13 protein-coding genes are annotated in these 16099 nt (G+C 55.2%); 9 read left to right on the top strand and 4 right to left on the bottom strand.

The window, feature by feature from the left end; genetic code table 11:
* Window positions 1–2: 2 nt before the first annotated feature.
* Complete coding sequence (gene nfo / locus ACOTYH_RS14880) at window positions 3–860, bottom strand: deoxyribonuclease IV (RefSeq protein ID WP_017693043.1); 858 nt, start codon at window positions 858–860, stop codon at window positions 3–5.
* A gap of 64 nt (window positions 861–924) precedes the next feature.
* A complete protein-coding gene (locus ACOTYH_RS14875; RefSeq protein ID WP_017383388.1) occupies window positions 925–1971 on the bottom strand; it encodes a YeiH family protein in 1047 nt (348 codons plus the stop codon).
* Window positions 1972–2068: 97 nt separating this feature from the next.
* Between ACOTYH_RS14875 and yieE the strand changes: the two genes are divergently transcribed.
* Both yieE and ACOTYH_RS14865 read left to right on the top strand, forming a co-directional pair.
* Window positions 2069–2935, top strand: coding sequence for a DNA-binding transcriptional regulator YeiE (yieE, locus tag ACOTYH_RS14870; protein WP_017383387.1), 867 nt, complete (start codon window positions 2069–2071; stop codon window positions 2933–2935).
* A 180-nt stretch (window positions 2936–3115) separates the two neighbouring features.
* The gene (locus ACOTYH_RS14865; RefSeq protein WP_006811308.1) at window positions 3116–4585 is read left to right on the top strand and encodes an amino acid permease; all 1470 of its coding nucleotides are present in this window, start codon (window positions 3116–3118) and stop codon (window positions 4583–4585) included.
* Between the two features lie 54 nt (window positions 4586–4639).
* Here ACOTYH_RS14865 and ACOTYH_RS14860 read toward each other — a convergent pair whose 3' ends face one another.
* Together ACOTYH_RS14860 and fghA are read right to left on the bottom strand one after the other, a co-directional pair.
* A complete protein-coding gene (locus tag ACOTYH_RS14860) occupies window positions 4640–6625 on the bottom strand; it encodes a ligand-gated channel protein (RefSeq protein ID WP_015572315.1) in 1986 nt (661 codons plus the stop codon).
* A gap of 267 nt (window positions 6626–6892) precedes the next feature.
* Window positions 6893–7720 (bottom strand): S-formylglutathione hydrolase, encoded by an 828-nt coding sequence (gene fghA, locus ACOTYH_RS14855; RefSeq protein ID WP_033487347.1) that lies wholly within the window; start codon window positions 7718–7720, stop codon window positions 6893–6895.
* A gap of 137 nt (window positions 7721–7857) precedes the next feature.
* On the opposite strand from fghA, the gene ACOTYH_RS14850 reads away from it, so the two are divergent.
* From ACOTYH_RS14850 to mglC, 7 genes are all read left to right on the top strand, one after another.
* On the top strand, window positions 7858–9006 hold the full coding sequence (locus tag ACOTYH_RS14850; protein WP_058689086.1) for a YbfB/YjiJ family MFS transporter: 1149 nt from the start codon (window positions 7858–7860) through the stop codon (window positions 9004–9006).
* A gap of 102 nt (window positions 9007–9108) precedes the next feature.
* Entirely contained in the window at window positions 9109–9777 is a 669-nt protein-coding gene (gene folE, locus ACOTYH_RS14845) for a GTP cyclohydrolase I FolE (protein WP_015572317.1), read from the top strand.
* Window positions 9778–9795: 18 nt separating this feature from the next.
* Entirely contained in the window at window positions 9796–10953 is a 1158-nt protein-coding gene (gene yeiB / locus ACOTYH_RS14840; protein ID WP_058689085.1) for a DUF418 domain-containing protein YeiB, read from the top strand.
* Between the two features lie 155 nt (window positions 10954–11108).
* A complete protein-coding gene (gene galS, locus ACOTYH_RS14835; RefSeq protein WP_058689084.1) occupies window positions 11109–12131 on the top strand; it encodes an HTH-type transcriptional regulator GalS in 1023 nt (340 codons plus the stop codon).
* A gap of 295 nt (window positions 12132–12426) precedes the next feature.
* Window positions 12427–13425: a galactose/glucose ABC transporter substrate-binding protein MglB gene (gene mglB, locus ACOTYH_RS14830; protein ID WP_017383382.1), complete on the top strand. Its 999-nt coding sequence runs from the start codon at window positions 12427–12429 to the stop codon at window positions 13423–13425.
* 79 nt (window positions 13426–13504) lie between these two features.
* A complete protein-coding gene (mglA, locus tag ACOTYH_RS14825; RefSeq protein WP_058689083.1) occupies window positions 13505–15025 on the top strand; it encodes a galactose/methyl galactoside ABC transporter ATP-binding protein MglA in 1521 nt (506 codons plus the stop codon).
* A gap of 15 nt (window positions 15026–15040) precedes the next feature.
* Entirely contained in the window at window positions 15041–16051 is a 1011-nt protein-coding gene (mglC, locus tag ACOTYH_RS14820; RefSeq protein WP_003859318.1) for a galactose/methyl galactoside ABC transporter permease MglC, read from the top strand.
* Window positions 16052–16099 lie beyond the last annotated feature (48 nt).

Raw genomic sequence — 16099 nt, 5'->3', positions numbered from 1 at the left:
TTTTATGCCGCCTGTTCAGCGGTTTGCTGCGCCTTCAGCCAGGCAATCTCTTCCGCCCAGATATCCGGGTTAATGGTTTCGAGCACCATTGGAATACCGTCGAAGCGGGCGTCCTGCATGATGAAGCGGAACGCATCATGGCCGATGTTGCCTTCGCCCAGGCTGTGGTGGCGGTCAACGCGGCTGCCGAACGCGCTTTTCGCATCGTTTAAGTGCATACCGCGAAGGTATTTAAAACCGACAATACGCTCGAACTCCTCGAAGGTATTTTTCGTGGCCTCGGTTGTGCGCAGGTCATAGCCGGCGGCAAAGGCGTGACAGGTATCGATGCACACCCCCACGCGGGATTTATCCTCCACGCCGTCGATGATCGCCGCCAGATGCTCAAACTTAAAGCCGAGGTTGCTGCCCTGACCGGCGGTATTCTCAATCACCGCCGTCACGCCCTGGGTTTTATCCAGCGTCATGTTGATGGACTCGGCGATGCGCGCCAGACAGGCGTCTTCGTCAATCTGCATCAGATGGCTGCCGGGATGGAAGTTCAGCAGCGTCAGCCCCAGCTGTTCACAGCGCTGAACCTCATCCAGGAACGCTTCGCGGGATTTTTCCAGCGCCTCGGCAACCGGGTGACCGAGGTTAATGAGGTAGCTGTCGTGGGGAAGGATTTGGCCAGGCCCGTAGTGGTATTTCTCACAGGCGGCTTTGAAATCATCAATCACTTCAGCGGTGAGCGCTGCGGCGCGCCACTGGCGCTGGTTTTTGGTGAACAGGGCGAAAGCGGTCGCCTCGATTTCGGCGGCGCGAATGGCGGCATTCGCAAGGCCACCGGCAGCGCTGACGTGCGCTCCAACATATTTCATAAAAAGACTCCTGTTAACCCGAAATGCCTATGATAGCGGGTTAACAGGAGAAGGACGAGATGGTTTATGCCAACAGGCTGTGCACGGCGAGGTTAATCGCACCACCGCCAACGATTAGCCAGATGAACAGCACCAGCGCCATCAGCAGCGGTTTCGCGCCGGCTTTTTTCAGCGCGCTGACGTGTGTGGTGACGCCCAGCGCCGCCATCGCCATCGCCAGCAGGACCGTATCCAGCGTCACCAGCATATCCACCATCGCTTTTGGCAGCAGGTGGAAAGAGTTGAAGACAGCGACCACGATGAACAGGATCGCAAACCACGGAATGGTGATTTTGCTTTTCTCGCTGCCGCCTGCCGGAGCAAGCTGTTTAACCCGCGCCGCGAGGAAAATCAGGAACGGGGCCAGCATCATCACGCGCAGCATTTTGGCGATGACCGCCGCGTTTTCCGCTTCCGGGTTAATGGCGTGACCTGCCGCCACCACCTGCGCCACTTCGTGCATGGTTGAGCCGATATAAATGCCGTAGGTTTCCGGACTAAACCAGTGCGCCACCAGCGGATACATGGCCGGATACAGGAAGATCGCCAGCGTACCGAAGATAACTACCGTCGCGACGGCAACCGTGACTTTACTGGCTTCGGCTTTAACGACGGGTTCTGTTGCCAGTACCGCCGCCGCGCCGCAGATGCTGCTACCCGCACCGATCAGCCAGCTGGTCTGTTTGTCCAGCCCAAAGATCTTCTGGCCGATAAAGCACGCCAGTAAAAAGGTGCTCGAAAGGGTCAGGACGTCAATGGCAATCCCGCTGACGCCAACGTCCGCAATCTGCGAAAAGGTGAGGCGGAAACCGTAAAGAATAATCCCGAGGCGCAGCAAATGCTGTTTAGCAAAGATTACCCCGCCGTCGCAGGATTTCCAGATGTGCGGGTAAACGGTATTCCCGACCACCATGCCGAGCAAAATGGCCAGCGTTAGCGCGCTGAAACCTGCACCGGCGACCGCCGGAATACTGCCGCCCCATAAAGCCACGCCGGTCACCACGGCGCTGAGCGCGAGGCCCGGCACGAAGTGCCACACTGTACGATGATGTTGTAAGGTGATTTCTGACATAACCTTCTCCTTTGTCTGGCTAAAGGTTACGGCGCTCTGGCTTAAAAATAAAATTGATTATATATTTATAATCAATCTTTATAAGTGGTAAGCAACCATGCACATTACATTGCGTCAGCTGGAAGTTTTTGCCGAGGTGCTGAAAAGCGGCTCGACAACCCAGGCGTCACAAATGCTGGCGCTCTCGCAGTCCGCCGTTAGCGCAGCCTTGACCGATCTTGAAGGGCAACTGGGCGTTCAGCTTTTCGACAGGGTAGGAAAGCGGCTGGTGGTGAACGAACATGGCCGCCTGCTGTACCCGCGTGCCCTGGCCTTGCTGGAGCAGGCAACGGAGATCGAACAGCTGTTCCGCGAGGACAACGGCGCTATTCGCGTCTACGCCAGCAGCACGATCGGTAACTACATCCTGCCGGAAGTGATTGCCCGCTACCGCCGGGATTTTCCGACCCTGCCGCTGGAAATGAGCGTCGGCAACAGCCAGGACGTGATCAACGCGGTGATCGATTTCCGCGTGGACATCGGGCTTATCGAAGGGCCGTGCCACAACGTGGATATCATTGCGGAACCCTGGCTGGAGGATGAGCTGGTGGTGTTTGCCTCCCCGGCCTCTTCTTTACTCCAGGGCGAGGTGACGCTGGAGCGTCTGGCGCAGGCGCAGTGGATCCTGCGAGAGCAGGGCTCCGGCACGCGTGAGATTGTCGATTATCTGCTGCTGTCCCATCTGCCGCAGTTCCAGTTAGGGATGGAGTTAGGTAACTCCGAGGCGATTAAGCATGCGGTGCGTCATGGCCTGGGCATTAGCTGTCTTTCCCGACGGGTGATTGCCGAACAGCTGGAGACCGGCTCTCTGGTTGAGATCCCCGTTCCGCTGCCGAAGCTGGTGCGCACGCTGTGGTGCATCCATCATCGTCAGAAACACCTTTCCAGCTCGCTCCAGCGTTTTCTGCGCTACTGCGCCATTTAACGTTCCCCGGTGGCGCTTCGCTTACCGGGGCTACGTGCGCTTATCACCCCACATTTTTATGCTTTACTTATAATCCTGGCCGAGTCATGAAGCTCTCTTATAACTGAGCATTTCTGCCGGAAGCAACGCAGATCGTCTGCTACAATCGCGCCTCATTTATTGAATGGACAGCATTTTCACATGGTTTCAGAAACTAAAACCACAGAAGCGCCCGCGCTACGTCGCGCACTTAAGGCGCGTCACCTGACGATGATCGCCATTGGCGGCTCCATCGGTACGGGTCTTTTCGTTGCCTCTGGCGCAACAATTTCGGCAGCCGGCCCGGGTGGGGCATTATTCTCTTATATCCTGATTGGCCTGATGGTCTACTTCCTGATGACCAGCCTGGGTGAACTGGCGGCATACATGCCGGTGTCTGGTTCGTTTTCGACCTACGGACAAAAATACGTTGAGGAAGGCTTCGGCTTCGCGCTGGGCTGGAACTACTGGTACAACTGGGCGGTGACCATCGCCGTTGACCTCGTCGCCGCACAACTGGTGATGACCTGGTGGTTCCCGGACACGCCAGGCTGGATCTGGAGCGCCCTGTTCCTGGCGGTCATCTTCCTGCTGAACTACATCTCCGTGCGCGGCTTTGGCGAAGCGGAATACTGGTTCTCTTTGATTAAAGTGGCAACCGTCATCATCTTTATCGTTGTCGGTGTGGCGATGATCGTTGGTATTTTCAAAGGGGCTGAACCGGCGGGCTGGAGTAACTGGACTATAGGCGATGCGCCGTTTGCCGGGGGCTTCTCGGCGATGATTGGCGTGGCGATGATTGTCGGCTTCTCCTTCCAGGGTACCGAGCTGATTGGTATCGCGGCCGGTGAATCCGAAAACCCGGAGAAGAACATTCCGCGCGCGGTGCGTCAGGTGTTCTGGCGTATCCTGCTGTTCTATGTGTTCGCGATCCTGATTATCAGCCTGATTATTCCGTATACCGACCCAAGCCTGCTGCGTAACGATGTGAAAGACATCAGCGTCAGCCCGTTCACGCTGGTCTTCCAGCACGCGGGTCTGCTCTCTGCCGCGGCGGTGATGAACGCGGTGATCCTGACGGCGGTACTGTCTGCGGGTAACTCCGGGATGTACGCCTCCACCCGCATGCTCTACACCCTGGCCTGCGACGGTAAAGCGCCGCGTATTTTCTCGAAACTGTCTCGCGGTGGCGTGCCGCGCAACGCGCTGTATGCGACTACGGTGATTGCGGGTCTCTGTTTCCTGACCTCCATGTTCGGCAATCAGACGGTCTACCTGTGGCTGCTTAACACCTCTGGTATGACGGGCTTCATTGCCTGGCTGGGCATTGCCATCAGCCACTACCGTTTCCGTCGCGGGTACGTCAAGCAGGGTCATGATCTGAATAATCTGCCGTACCGGTCAGGGTTCTTCCCGCTGGGGCCGATCTTCGCCTTCGTTCTGTGCCTGATTATTACCCTGGGTCAGAACTATGAGGCCTTCCTTGCGGACACCATTGACTGGGGCGCCGTCACGGCCACCTATATTGGCATTCCGCTGTTCCTGATCATCTGGTTTGGCTACAAACTGACGAAAGGAACACGCTTCGTTCGCTACAGTGAAATGGATTTCCCGGAACGATTTAAACAATAACCGCACTTCCTCTCTTTTAGCCCGCTCAGTTGAGCGGGCTTTTTTATGGGCAGATCAGAAGCTGTAGGTCATGCCGACGGTGTAGCGACGGCCATCCAGCACGGTGTCATACGTATCGTAATCAATCTGCTTATCGAGCACGTTATACACACCGGCAGTAACCAGCAGGTTTTTGTTGGCGTTGTAGCGCATACCGACATCAACCTGAGTGTAGGACGGCGTACCCTGGGACATTGACGTGCGGCTCAGGTACTCAGACGTTTTACCGCGCAGGTTGAGACGGCTCCAGAATCCGACATCTGGCGTCGCCTGCCAGTCCAGGGTGGTGTTGAACATGTGTTTCGGCATTTTGTTCAGTGGCTTGCCGGAGAACTGGCCGCTCTTCTGCTCAGATTCCGTATAGGTGTAGTTTGCAGTCCAGTTCACATCACGCGTGATCTTCCACCCGAAGGAGGACTCCACACCGCGCATGTTGGCTTTGTCCACGTTGACGCGATCGCTGACGAAATCATAGCTGTGATCGCCAATCGTACAGGCGGGATCGGCGCTGCTGTTACAGCGGCGAACTTCCGTAATCTTGTCCTTGAAGTCGGTATTAAACAGCGTTACGCCGGCATTCAGGTTATCGTTGTTATCCCAGAGCAGGGCGAGCTCTTCGCTCAGACTCTTCTCTGGTTTCAGATCCGGGTTGCCAACGATGATACCGTCAAGACGGCCGCCACCCGTTACCTGGCCCCAGCTGGCAGACGACTGACGCAGATCCGGCGCACGATAGCCAGCCGAAACCCCCCCTTTTAACGTCCACTGATCGGCCAGGTGCCATACGCCGTAACCGCGCGGCGTCCAGTTAGTACCGTAGTTTTGGTCTTTGTCCATACGCAGGCCGCCGGTCAACGTAAAGCTTTCCGTCATTGCCCATTCATCTTCGGCAAACAGGGCCCAGCTCCAGCGCGTCAGTTTGTTCAGGCCGTCAGCAGCTTCCAGCTGATTACCCTTGTCGCGCAGTTTCTCATAACGATACTGCCCGCCGAGGGTCAACGTATGATCGCCGAGGAAAATCTGGTTCTGGTTGTTGAAGGTGGTGTTATAGGAGCGCATTTTGCGACCTGGATTATTGGTCTCTTCCTGCTGGATATAGCTGGTGGTATTGAAGTCGTCGTAATACCCGCTGTGCGTTAAGGAGTAGGTCGTGTGCTCATAGCGCGAGTCGCTTTTGGTATTTGGCGTACAGGTTGTTCCCCGGCAGGTTTCAGCCGCTTTCGACATCCCCGGGGTGCTGTTTCTGTCCTGAAGCTCGCGAGCAAAGTCGAGGTCGAAATCGTTCTTCTCGTCCGGCGTGAAGTTCAGCGTAATGCCACCGTTACGCATTTTCTGCTCGTTATAGCCGTTCACGATTTTATCTTCTGCGCGGCGTGACAACAGCCCCGTCACTTTTGCGCCCAGCAGTCCGTCGATCAGGGGACCAGAAGCGTAGGCGTTGGTCTGGAAGATATCGCCGGAATCATTGTTTTCCTGGAAGGTCGCATCGCCATGCAACGAACCGGTCCAGGCTTTAGTGTTCGAGACTTTTTTGGTAATGACGTTAATTACGCCACCCATAGCATCGGAGCCGTAAAGCGAGGACATCGGGCCGCGGATGACCTCGATGCGCTCAATGGACTCCAGCGGCGGCAGCCAGCCTTGTTCAATACCCGAGTTGTCGCTGTTGGGGCGGGTGCTTCGCGTACTGACGCGTTTGCCGTTCACCAGGAACAGGGTGTACTGAGAGGCCATGCCGCGAATACTGATATCACTGCTGCTCCCGCCGCCAGTGACGACAACGCCCGGGACGTCTCTCAGGGCATCGGTAACATCACGGTAGGCTTTATCTTCAATCTGCTGTTTTGAAATCACAGAGATGGAGGCGGGGGCATTCTGGATTTTTTGTTCAAAACCCGTCGCGGTGACGACAACGGTGTCCTGATCGGCTGCGTGAACGAAGGGGGAACATGTGGCAGCGCCAATGGCGACGGCCAGGAGCTTAATGCGCGGTATTGTCATTTGTACATTCCGTATAAAAATGAATAAAACTCCATCGGGATAACCCTGAGAACTGTATGTTTTTGTCTTGTAAGAACTCTTTGAGATGGAGAAGAGCCTGGAATTGTACAAAAGAATGTAGAATTGTAAACACAAATGATAATTGAAATCATTTGTGTTTGGGTGTCGGAGACAGAAATCAGGCTGGATTCAAGCGGATAGAAGTATGTAAAGAGGGGGAGGGGAAGACCCGGTAGGCAGGAGGCGCTACCGGGCAAAAGGCGGAACTTATCTGAACAGATGCTCCGCATGGAAGCGGAGATGATCCTCAATAAAGGACGCCATGAAGTAATAGCTGTGGTCGTATCCCGGCTGAATGCGCAGCGTTAGCGGCCAGTCCTTCTGGCGCGCGGCTTCCGCCAGCACCGCAGGCTGTAGCTGTCCGGCGAGGAACTGATCCGCATCGCCCTGATCGATAAGCATCGGGATCGCATTCACCGAATCGCTCGCCAGCATCAACGCGCAGCTGTCCCATTCCTGCCATTTTTCTGCTTCTTCACCCAGATAGTGCGTAAAGGCTTTTTGCCCCCACGGCACCTGCGTTGGGTTCACAATCGGCGCAAATGCGGACACGCTGGTGTATTTCCCCGGATTTTTCAGCGCCATTATCAGCGCCCCGTGGCCCCCCATCGAATGTCCGCTTATCGCGCAGCGCTCGCTGACCGCGAACTGAGAGTGCACCAGGGCAGGCAGTTCATCGCGAATGTAGTCATACATGCGGTAATGGCTCGCCCACGGTTGTTCCGTGGCGTTGAGATAGAACCCGGCGCCTTTACCCAAATCGTATCCGGCATCGTCGGCCACGTCATCGCCACGCGGGCTGGTATCTGGCATCACCAGCGCAATGCCCAGTTCGGCGGCAATACGCTGGGCACCCGCTTTGGTGGTGAAGTTTTCGTCGTTGCAGGTCAGGCCTGAAAGCCAGTACAGCACCGGTGGATTGTCCGCAGGGGGCAGGAAAATGCTGAACGTCATAGCACAATTCAGCGTGGTGGAGTCGTGCCGCCAGCGCTGCTGTCGACCTTCAAAACAACGATGCTCTTCGAGCAGTTCCATGCAGGGCTCCTTAAAGGTAAGACGATTCATAAAACGCATAATACAGAGTTTTCATTGACCTGTGAGCAACTTTCACTTTCGCAGGACGGCGAGATGTTGCATCATAAATTTACTTTTCTTTAACAATTGGAGCGATCATGGCGCTGCGTATCGCGCTCAGCGGATTTGTGGTTCTGGTCGTGGCGATGGGGATAGGGCGCTTCGCCTTCACGCCTCAGGTGCCGCTGATGATAGCCGCCGGGCAACTCACGCTTACCAGCGCGGGGCTGGTGGCGGCAATGAACTATCTGGGCTATCTGGTGGGGGCATGGGATGCCATGCGCGCCCATCGCTTCGTTGAAACGCGTCTCTGGCTTGGCATCACCGGTGCGGTGGCGCTAACGCTGCTCTCCGCGGCGGCAGATAATGCCGTTGTTCACGGTCTGCTGCGCTTTGTGATCGGCTGCATGAGCGGCTGGTCGATGGTGCTGATTGCCGCCTGGACCAACGAGCGGCTGGGGCAACTGGGCAAACCGGGACTCAGTGCGGCCGTCTTTGCCGGACCCGGGGCCGGCATCGCCCTGAGCGGCCTGCTGGCGGTCTATATTCAGGCGAAATCCTTGTCCGCCGGGGCGGCATGGCAAATCTACGGCGTACTGGCGCTGGTGCTGATTGTGCTGGTGGCGCGCTACCTGCCGCGGTCCGGGCAGCTCCATCGGCCCGGTACCGCGCCTGAACCGCTGCTGCTGACCGCAGATCTCAAGCATCTGGTCTGGAGCTACAGCCTGGCAGGGTTCGGCTATATCCTCCCGGCGACCTTTTTATCGCAAATGGCGGCGGTGCGTTTTCCTGGCAGCCTGTTTGCCCAGTTTGTCTGGCCGATATTTGGCGCCGCCTCGGTGGTGGGAATTGCGCTCAGCATTGCCCTGCGGCATACATCAAGCGCTAACCGCAGGCTGGCGATTGTTCTGTGGTTACAGGGGATTGGCGTGCTGGCGGCCTGGCTGCTGCCGGGCATAGGCGGCTTGCTGACGGGTGGGCTGCTGGTGGGCGGCGGGTTCCTCTGCGCCGTGCAGCTCTCTCTTTTGTACGGTCGCGAGCTGGCGCCAGACCACACGCGTTATATGGCGGGACTGCTCACCACCGGGTATGCCATTGGTCAGCTGGTGGGTCCGGTCACGTCGGCACTGTCGACCTGGCTCACGCATCGGCTGGAACCTGCGCTGGGGCTGGCGGGGATCGCGCTGTTCGTTGGCGGAGCGTTAGTCTGGAACCGTCAGGCTGAAAGGCAACAGCAATTGCAATAATTATCGTCGTGAATACTGGATTATGTGCGTCGCCTCACGCACAATGAGCGCACACTTTTGCCACAACGAGGGCAAAAGACGCCACACCTGCAGGAGAAAAGAATGTCATCACTCAGTAAAGAAGCAGCCCTTGTCCATGAAGCGCTGGTTGCGCGCGGTCTTGAAACGCCACTGCGCCCGCCCGTGCAGGAGCTGGACAATGATACCCGCAAGAGTCTGATCGCCGGCCATATGACGGAGATCATGCAACTGCTGAATCTCGATCTGAGCGACGACAGCCTGATGGAGACGCCGCACCGCATCGCGAAGATGTACGTCGACGAAATTTTCTCCGGCCTGGATTACGCGAACTTCCCGAAAATCACCGTCATTGAAAATAAGATGAAGGTCGATGAGATGGTGACGGTACGCGATATCACGCTGACCAGCACCTGCGAGCATCACTTTGTGACCATCGATGGTAAAGCGACGGTGGCCTATATTCCAAAAGATACGGTCATTGGCCTGTCCAAGATCAACCGCATCGTGCAGTTCTTTGCCCAGCGTCCGCAGGTGCAGGAGCGTCTGACGCAGCAGATCCTGACCGCACTGCAAACTCTGTTGGGTACTAACAACGTGGCGGTGTCTATCGACGCGGTGCACTACTGCGTGAAAGCGCGCGGCGTGCGTGATGCAACCAGCGCAACCACCACCACTTCGCTGGGCGGCCTGTTCAAATCGAGCCAGAACACCCGCCAGGAGTTCCTGCGCGCCGTGCGTCACCACAACTAATCAGACAGGGCAGGGACCATGGAGCGAAACGTCACGCTCGATTTTGTTCGCGGCGTCGCCATTCTCGGTATCCTGCTGCTGAATATCAGCGCCTTCGGTCTGCCGAAGGCCGCTTATCTGAATCCTGCGTGGTATGGCGACATCACGCGCAGCGACGCCTGGACGTGGGCAATCCTCGATCTCTTTGCACAGGTTAAATTCCTGACCCTCTTTGCGCTTCTGTTTGGCGCGGGACTTCAGCTTCTCCTCAAACGCGGTACGCGCTGGATCCAGTCGCGTTTAACGCTGCTGGTTATCCTCGGTTTTATTCACGGGCTGCTGTTCTGGGACGGCGATATTCTGCTCGCGTATGGTCTGGTGGGGCTGATTTGCTGGCGGCTGATCCGCGACGCGCCCGGTGTGAAAAGCCTGTTTAATACCGGCGTGATGCTCTATGTCATGGGACTGGCCGTGTTATTGCTGCTTGGCATGATTGCCGATGCTTCCACCAGTCGTTCATGGATCCCGGATGCGGCCAACCTGCAATATGAGCAGTTCTGGAAGCTGAAAGGCGGCATGGAAGCGATAGGCAACCGGGCCGATATGCTCGGCGATAACCTGCTGGCGCTGGGCGCGCAATACGGCTGGCAACTGGCGGGGATGATGCTGATGGGCGCAGCCCTGATGCGCACCGGCTGGCTGAAAGGGGAATTTAGCCTGCGACACTATCGTCGTACGGGAGCAGGGCTGGTGCTGCTCGGCGTGATCATCAACCTCCCGGCGGTGATGATGCAGTGGCATCTTCAGTGGGATTACCGCTGGTGTGCATTCCTGTTGCAGGTGCCGCGCGAACTGAGCGCGCCGTTCCAGACTATTGGCTATGCGGCGCTGATCTACGGCTTCTGGCCCCAGCTTTCCCGCCTGTGGATCGTCAGTGCGGTGGCCTGCGTTGGGCGGATGGCGTTAAGCAATTACATCCTGCAAACGCTGATATGCACCACGCTTTTCTACCGATTCGGCCTGTTTATGAAATTCGACCGCCTGACGCTGCTGGCGTTTGTTATTCCGGTCTGGATTGTTAACGTGGTGTTTTCGGTTGTCTGGCTGCGTTTTTTCCGCCAGGGCCCGCTGGAATGGGCATGGCGACGGTTAACCGCCCGTGCTTCGGGCGTGTCATCGCGTAATACATCCAGATAACGATCTGGATCACAATCATTAACAAAACGGATGTAAGCGTTTTCATCTGTGTGAGCTTCTTCACGTAGTCTCCTCTCTCTCGCTGCCAGAATAGCCACCTTGCTAAACACAGGGGGTGTCTGTGAGTTGCTGCAATCCTTTAAAGGGTGGTGAATATGATCACCATTCGTGACGTCGCCCGCCAGGCGGGTGTTTCTGTTGCTACTGTCTCCCGCGTGCTGAACAACAGTGCGCTGGTCAGCCCTGAAACGCGTGAAACCGTAATGAAAGCCGTGACCCAGCTGGGGTACCGGCCAAACGCTAATGCCCAGGCGCTGGCGACGCAGGTCAGCGATACCATTGGCGTAGTGGTGATGGACGTGTCTGACGCCTTCTTCGGCGCGCTGGTCAAAGCGGTGGACGTCGTTGCCCAGCAGCACCAGAAATATGTGTTGATTGGCAACAGCTATCACGAGGCTGAAAAAGAGCGTTATGCCATTGAGGTACTGATCCGCCAGCGCTGTAACGCCCTGATTGTGCACTCTAAAGCCCTGAGCGATGAAGAGCTGGCCGGGTTTATGGAACAAATCCCCGGTATGGTGCTGATCAACCGTATCGTCCCCGGCTACGCGCACCGCTGCGTCGGTCTGGATAACATCAGCGGCGCGATGATGGCGACGCGGATGCTCATCAGCAACGGCCATCAGCGCATTGGTTATCTGGCCTCCAGCCACGGTATTGAAGACGACATGATGCGCCGCGAGGGCTGGCAAAACGCCCTGAAAGAGCAGGGCATTGCGCCGCTGGAAAGCTGGGTAGGTACCGGTTCGCCGGACATGCAGGGCGGTGAAGCGGCAATGGTGGAACTGCTGGGGCGTAATCTTCAGCTGACGGCCGTGTATGCCTATAACGACAGCATGGCGGCAGGTGCGCTTACCGCGCTGAAAGACAACGGCATTGCGGTGCCACAGCATTTATCGCTGATCGGCTTTGACGATATCCCGATTGCCCGTTACACCGATCCGCAGCTGACAACGGTGCGTTACCCCATTGCGTCGATGGCGAAACTGGCGACAGAGCTGGCGTTACAGGGGGCGGCAGGGCTGTTAGATCCTGACGCAACGCATTGTTTTATGCCGACTTTAGTTCGCCGCCATTCGGTCGCTATCCGACAAACTGTGGCTCCGATCACTAACTGATAACATCACGTGATGTAACCGTTTTCAATCTGTGAGTAAATTCACAGTATCTTAACAAGCCGCTGTCTATGATGTCAGCGTTTTAGGGGCTGAAACACAATGTAACGGTGATTATTCACTTTTACCGTTACCAGCATGCCTCAAACAACGAATAAAACGCATTTCTGGAGCGTTACCGAACACGGAAGCTGGACATTTTATAAGTGAACTTCGGCGATCAGTAACGTTTTATTAACTTCTGCCCGCCGACCGTTTTTCACAAGAACTACCCTGCATAAAAAAAACCGGAGATACCATGAATAAGAAGGTGTTGACTCTGTCTGCTGTCATGGCAAGCATGCTTTTTGGCGCAGCAGCGCACGCAGCGGATACCCGTATTGGCGTGACTATCTATAAATACGACGACAACTTCATGTCCGTTGTGCGTAAAGCAATTGAAAAAGATGCTAAATCAGCGCCAGACGTGCAGCTGCTGATGAATGACTCCCAGAATGACCAGTCCAAACAGAACGATCAGATTGACGTTCTTCTGGCAAAAGGCGTGAAAGCGCTGGCTATTAACCTGGTTGACCCGGCTGCGGCAGGCACGGTGATCGAGAAAGCGCGCGGCCAGAACGTGCCAATTGTCTTCTTCAACAAAGAACCTTCCCGTAAGGCGCTGGACAGCTACGACAAAGCGTATTACGTGGGTACCGACTCCAAAGAGTCCGGGATTATCCAGGGCGATCTGATTGCGAAACACTGGGCGGCGAACCCGAACTGGGATCTGAACAAAGATGGTCAGATTCAGTTCGTTCTGCTGAAAGGCGAACCGGGCCATCCGGATGCTGAAGCACGTACCACCTACGTTATTAAAGAGCTGAACGACAAGGGCCTGAAAACCCAGCAGCTGGCGTTAGACACCGCAATGTGGGACACCGCTCAGGCGAAAGATAAGATGGACGCGTGGCTGTCTGGTCCGAACGCCAACAAAATTGAAGTGGTCATCGCCAACAACGATGCGATGGCAATGGGTGCGGTAGAAGCGCTGAAAGCCCACAACAAATCCGCCATTCCTGTATTCGGTGTGGATGCCCTGCCAGAAGCGCTGGCGCTGGTGAAATCTGGCGCTATGGCCGGTACCGTGCTGAACGATGCCAACAACCAGGCGAAAGCCACCTTCGATCTGGCGAAAAACCTGGCCGACGGTAAAGGCGCCGCTGACGGGACTAACTGGAAAATTGACAACAAAATCGTTCGCGTTCCTTACGTGGGCGTAGACCAGTCCAACCTGGCTGAGTTTATCGGTAAATAAGTTATCTGCATTGTCTTCACTGGGCGCAATTCGTTGCGCCCTTTTATAACGCGATATGCGAGGCCAACAAGGTATAATTATGGTCAGCACAACTACTCAGTCGTCCGGTGAATACTTGTTGGAAATGACCGGTGTCAACAAGTCATTCCCCGGTGTTAAGGCGCTCGATAGTGTTAATTTAAAAGTTCGTCCACACTCTATTCATGCGTTAATGGGTGAAAACGGTGCGGGTAAATCAACATTATTAAAATGCCTCTTTGGGATCTATCAAAAAGATTCTGGCAGCATTCTTTTTCAGGGAAAAGAGATCGACTTCCATTCAGCGAAAGAAGCGCTGGAGAACGGTATCTCGATGGTACACCAGGAATTAAACCTGGTTCTGCAACGTTCAGTTATGGATAATATGTGGTTGGGTCGTTATCCAACCAAAGGTGTCTTTGTCGATCAGGATAAAATGTATCGCGACACCAAAGCCATTTTTGATGAGCTGGATATTGATATCGACCCGCGCGCACGCGTCGGGACATTATCCGTTTCCCAGATGCAGATGATCGAAATTGCCAAAGCGTTCTCCTATGATGCGAAAATCGTGATCATGGATGAACCGACATCGTCATTAACGGAAAAAGAGGTTAACCACCTTTTTACCATTATTCGTAAGCTGAAAGATCGCGGCTGCGGCATTGTCTATATCTCACATAAAATGGAAGAGATCTTCCAGCTGTGCGATGAAATCACCATCCTGCGCGACGGCCAGTGGATCGCCACCCAGCCGCTGGAAGGGCTGGATATGGACAAGATCATCGCCATGATGGTTGGCCGTTCTCTGAACCAGCGCTTCCCGGATAAAGAAAACAAGCCAGGCGAAGTGATTCTGGAGGTGCGTAACCTGACCTCGCTGCGTCAGCCGTCTATCCGCGATGTCTCTTTCGATCTGCACAAGGGGGAGATCCTTGGCATCGCAGGGCTGGTGGGCGCTAAGCGCACCGATATCGTGGAAACCCTGTTTGGTATCCGTGAGAAAGCCGAAGGCACCATTACGCTGCACGGTAAGAAGATCAACAACCACAACGCCAACGAAGCCATTAATAATGGCTTTGCGCTGGTGACGGAAGAGCGTCGTTCCACCGGTATTTACGCTTATCTGGATATTAACTTTAACTCGTTAATTTCTAATATTCGCAATTACAAAAATAAAGTCGGGCTGCTGGATAATTCCCGCATGAAGAGCGATACCCAGTGGGTGATTGACTCCATGCGCGTGAAAACGCCGGGCCACCGCACGCAAATTGGCTCACTCTCGGGAGGGAACCAGCAGAAAGTCATTATTGGTCGCTGGCTATTAACCCAGCCTGAAATTCTGATGCTGGATGAACCTACGCGCGGTATCGACGTGGGTGCAAAATTTGAGATTTACCAGCTGATCGCCGAGCTGGCGAAAAAAGATAAAGGGATCATTATTATTTCTTCCGAAATGCCGGAATTGTTAGGGATCACAGACCGTATTCTGGTTATGAGCAATGGTCTCGTTGCCGGTATTGTTGAAACCAAAACGACAACGCAAAACGAAATTTTGCGTCTTGCGTCTTTGCACCTTTAAGATCAGGGGCTCCTCATGAGTGCGTTAAATAAAAAAAGTTTTCTCACTTATCTGAAAGAAGGCGGTATTTACGTTGTTCTTTTAGTCTTGCTGGCGATTATTATTTTCCAGGACCCTACGTTCTTAAGTCTGCTGAACTTGAGTAACATTCTGACCCAGTCTTCCGTACGTATTATTATCGCGCTTGGCGTGGCGGGACTTATCGTTACCCAGGGGACTGACCTTTCGGCAGGGCGCCAGGTGGGTCTGGCGGCGGTCATTGCGGCAACCCTGTTGCAGTCGATGGAAAACGCCAACAAGGTGTTCCCGGAGATGGCGACTATGCCGATTTTCGTGGTGATCCTGATCGTGTGCGCCATCGGCGCGGTAATTGGCCTGATTAACGGCATCATCATTGCTTACCTGAACGTGACGCCATTCATCACCACGCTTGGCACGATGATCATCGTTTATGGTATCAACTCCCTGTACTACGATTTCGTCGGCGCGTCTCCAATCTCTGGCTTCGACAGCGGCTTCTCGACCTTCACGCAGGGGTTTGTTGCGCTGGGCAGCTTCCGTCTCTCCTACATCACCTTCTATGCGCTGATTGCGGTGGCGTTCGTCTGGATCCTGTGGAACAAAACCCGCTTCGGTAAAAACATCTTTGCTATCGGCGGTAACCCTGAAGCGGCTAAAGTGTCCGGGGTCAACGTGGCTCTGAACCTGCTGATGATTTACGCCCTGTCCGGGGTCTTCTACGCCTTCGGCGGGATGCTGGAAGCGGGCCGTATCGGCTCTGCAACCAACAACCTCGGCTTTATGTACGAACTGGATGCGATTGCAGCCTGCGTGGTTGGCGGCGTCTCCTTCAGCGGCGGCGTGGGGACCGTGCTGGGCGTGGTGACCGGTGTGATCATCTTCACCGTTATCAACTACGGCCTGACCTACATCGGCGTGAACCCCTACTGGCAGTACATCATCAAGGGCGCCATCATCATCTTCGCGGTTGCGCTGGATTCACTGAAGTACGCGCGTAAGAAGTAAGATCTTCAGAATGAAAAGGCCCGCTCACGTAGCGGGCCTTTTTTTGCC

This window comes from Enterobacter cloacae complex sp. SHL001 (assembly GCF_049236825.1).
GTDB lineage: Bacteria > Pseudomonadota > Gammaproteobacteria > Enterobacterales > Enterobacteriaceae > Enterobacter > Enterobacter hormaechei_C.
This window is presented reverse-complemented; position numbering and strand designations above follow the sequence as displayed.